The following is a 4,585-nucleotide window of genomic DNA, read 5'->3' on the forward strand; positions in this document are numbered from 1 at the left end:
ACTTCTTCTTGAGTTGAATTTTCATTTTCTAATATAGCATTAGCTGCATCAAGAGCTTCTTTGAACTCTACAACTACTGCTGGAACAACATCTAAAAGTTCTTCTTCAGTTACTTCATTAGCTATTTCAACAGCAAGATTTAAATGATCCTTTACCACTACTACTGGAATTTCTGGTTCTTCAGGCACCTCAACTGATTTTGCAACAGCTATTGGACGTATTTCTTTAAATGAAATATATCCTCCAAGAGTTTCTTTAGGTACTATCTTAATGTAGCGAGCTTTTACTACTTCTTCTAACATAGCTACATTATATTTACCTTCATTTACCCATACTGGTAATCCTGTTTCTTCAGCATTACTGTAAACTAATTCATAGTTTTCACCATCTACACTAGTATAAATTTCTGCTCTTAATACTCCACCGTTTCCTGAACCTATATTAATATCTCTACATAAAACATCAATTCTTTCAAGGTCATATTCACCATTCATATTAATTATGAATTCTTTATCAACTCCATCCCTTTGAGCATACATAAATCTTGTACTATCATCATTATCTACTGCATTTTGAGGATAGAATTGTAATTCATTTCCTAAATCCCATATTGCAGTCATTCCTTCTGGTACATTACGATATATATCTGCTGCATCTCTTTGATTTAATTTACTATCAACAAGTAAAGCATCAGTAGCTTCTATATCAAAAGTAACATCAGTTTTTGCTTTTAAAGTAACAGTTGCTATATTTTCTGTACCTGAAATTTTAGCTTTTTCTCCAATATTATTGAATATTACATATGCAGCTTGACTTCCATCACTATGAACTCTTAATTTAGAGAAATTAGTCATACCACTAGTAAGTTCTGTTGGTGCTATATTAACAAATTCATATTTACTTGAATCTATAGGAAGTTCAACACTAAATGAATTTATATCTGCTAACTCTACTCCAACAACATTTACAGTGAAAGTTTCACCTGCTTTAATATTTTTCTTACTTGGAATAATATTAATTTCACCTGAAATCTTAGTATCAGTTTCAGTTACTCCACCATTTAACTTATTAGCAACATATGCAATATCATATGCATCAATTAATCCATTATTATTTAAATCTGCATCAGAAACATAATGCCAATCTGCATCTACATTTGATAAACCTGCATAGTTTTGAAGGAATGTTAAATCACCTTCTTCTACTTTTCCACTATTATTCCAGTCTCCAACTACCTTTCCTACTGTTCCATCAACCTTTACTGGTCTTACTTCATTTATTGCAAGGAAGTTGTTTCTTGATTCTTTAGTTACTATCTTAAAGTAACGTGCTTTAATTGGACTTGCAAATTCAATTCTCTTAACGTTTCCATCAGTTGACCATGCATTTCCATAATCTATTGTATTATCAAATACCTTTGTATAGTTCACTCCATCTACACTACTATAAACTAATGCTCTACTAACAGAACCATTTGCATTAGCTCTAAATTTTAAATCTAAGAATTCAATATCATAAGCCTTTTGCATATCAACAATAAATGGTTTATCAATAGCATTTCCAGCAGAATGGAACATAGAACTATCATTATTATCTACAGCATTTTCAAGATAATCAGTACCATAGTTACCCCATTCCCAAATTGCAACCATATCTTTTGGAACATTAGTATATGGATCTAACTTAGTTCTAGCTTCTATATAATCACTCCATTCAGAGTATCCCTCTGAATTTACACTTCTTACTCTGTATTTATAAACAGTATCAAATTCTAAATCAATCTTCTTATATTCAGTAGCTGTAATATTCCTAAATATTACTCCATCAATATCAATGTCATATGAAGTTGCTCCTTCAACAGCATCCCATGTTAAGTTTATAGTTGTTGGTGTTATTAATTCTTGTGGTGCTTGCAGGTTAGTAGGTGCACTTAAATTAGTATTTAAGTCACTATTTACACCTTCTTGAGTATTTACAAAATCCTTTACTGTTAATTCAACTTCATTTTTAGTTACATCAGTTGCTTCAACATTAACGTAAACCTTTGGAGTTGTAGTAATTTCTATATCTGCAAACTCAGAACCTTCTGTAGCATATTTATTTAGGTTTGGTGCCTCATCATAGAAATACATATTGCTTCCACTATTATATTCTTCTAATGATTTAGCTTCAGTAAGCTTAACATCATTTCCACCAACCTTTACTGTTAATTCTGTTGGCTTTTCACTTACATTAACAACAAATTCAGTTTTTCTTTCAGTTATCATATCATCATAGCTACCTTCTAATTTTCCTGCTTTAATTACAGCAGTACCTTTTCCTGTTTTAGGCGCTAAAGATGTAACTAATGTAGTTGCTGATTTACCTTCCTTATAGTCAGTAGTTAAACCATCGTCTTCATATACTTCAAAGCTTGTATCTCCACTTGGATATACTTCATACTTACGTATAGAGCTATCTATTGCTTCTGGAGTATTATTTTCATTTGCCATTGGAATAATTGCACCATTCTTTATGAATAACGGTAACTTCCATACAGGAGCTTCAAAATTATTTAATACGCCTCCACCTTGATATTGTTTTCCAGTAAAGTAATCAATCCAAATTTGGTCTTCATCTGGAAGATAAATATCATTTCTAACATCATTTCCTAATGCATCTGATTCAGTATCTTGATATATTGGAGCAACCAACATGTTTTCTCCCCACATATATTGATATTGAGTATCCTTTCCATAAGTATATTCATTAGGATATTCAAGCATCATAGCTCTAATCATTGGCATACCTTCATTAGTAGCAACACTTGCATTACTATAAATGTATGGCATTAATTCACCTTTTAATTTTAAATACATTCTATTTATAGAAGTATATGGCTCTCCAAATACATAAGGATTCTTTGCATTACTTCCCCAACCATCCATATCTAATTGGATAGGAGTAAACGCCTTCCATTGGAAATCACGAGTTTGAATTACTGGATTCTTACCTCCAAATATACCATCCATATCAGAACCCATATTTGGATTTCCTGATAATCCAGTACCGATATATGTTGGGATATGGAATCTAATATACTCCCAATTTCCACCACTTTGGTCTCCTGACCATAAAGTTGCGTATCTTTGAGTTCCAGCCCATCCATCAACTGCCACAACATAAGGTCTTGCATTATCCCTTGAATTATTTTCAATACCTTCTGCAGCTTGTCTTACTGAGTTAAGTGCAAAAGAATATCCAGCTCCAACCCATGCAACGTCTGTCTTTACTGCATTTGTTCCAGCATAACCAACTTCTTTTTCTATATCTCGTTCTAAATAAGCAGCTTGATTTCCTGTAGGAGTTAATTGACTTTGTGTCCAAAGACCTGTTTGAACTCCCTTCTCTCTAGTATAATCAACAAATGTTTTTAAATTTTCAATATTTTCATCAATAGTTTCTGCTCTACCATATCCACATCCATAACCATCATTAGGTAAGAAATATCCAAGTGGTATATCATTGCTAATATGAGTATCTAAAACCTCTTTAGCATCTACCATCAATGTTTCTTGACGATCAAATCCAGGTGCTGGTGTTTGTGATTCTTGTCCTGTTTCATCATTTATCCAGTCACGAGAATAACAATTTAAATGCCCTAAATAAAATGCATATTCTGGCATAAGTAACGGATCACCTGTTAACTCATGGAATCCCTTTATAATACCATTTGCTGTATCATCAATAAAATAATATGCATCAAAACGTTTTTCACTATGCTTAGTAACAACTATATTTTCAGTTGTTGAAGCAAAATCATATTGTCCTGGTTTAAAAGTATTACGCATAACTCCATAACCACTAGTTGAGAAATAAAATGGTGTTGGACTTGCTACTCCTCCATCAACCCAGTTATTTTCATTTCTAATATTTATAATTTCACCTTTATGAGAGAAACGTCCATTTTGCATTCCTCCACCATAAAAATATTCATCACTACTTGTTTCAAGAGTCTGAACTGTTTCACTATCTGTATATTTTAAAGGCTCTGCTTCCCTCCATAATGTTTGCTCTGTAGCCTTATTAAAAAGCTCCATCTTTCCTGTAGCTTTTTCCATTCTTAATTCAATAATGTCTGTAGATACTGTAATAATATCTCCATCTTCTACCTTAGCATCAACGCCTTCATACTCATCATCATCCTTCTCTCTAATTGTTGTAACATGACTTTCATCATTAGGTGTAGGATCTTCTTTAAATTCCCCGTTTGGGTCCATATATAGACGTATTACATCATTATCTAAAAGAGAAACTCTAACATATTCCCCTGTTACCATCTTAAATGTAACCTTATTTCCATCTACAATATAACTTTCTACTCCACCTATTTGTGAGTAGTCACTATCTACAGCAAGAGTCTCATATTCTTGTTGTTCTGCTCCTTCTGTTAATTCATTTGCATAAACATTCCCCATTGTCATCATAGAGTTAGTAGCCATAACAGCACTTAAAGTAAGAACTGCTACAATTCTTATAATCATTTTCCTTTTCATTTTGTCCCCCCATAAATATAATTCGATCTGTTAAGTTATATGAACATTGC

At 32.5% G+C, this 4,585-nt stretch carries 1 protein-coding gene; it reads right to left on the bottom strand.

Annotated features, from left to right (window positions below; all coding sequences use genetic code 11):
* A partial coding sequence (locus HMPREF0216_RS15035) for a discoidin domain-containing protein (RefSeq protein ID WP_005216049.1) occupies positions 1-4,535 on the bottom strand: 4,535 nt, incomplete at its 3' end.
* Positions 4,536-4,585: the final 50 nt, after the last annotated feature.

This window comes from Clostridium celatum DSM 1785 (assembly GCF_000320405.1).
GTDB classification, from domain to species: domain Bacteria; phylum Bacillota; class Clostridia; order Clostridiales; family Clostridiaceae; genus Clostridium; species Clostridium celatum.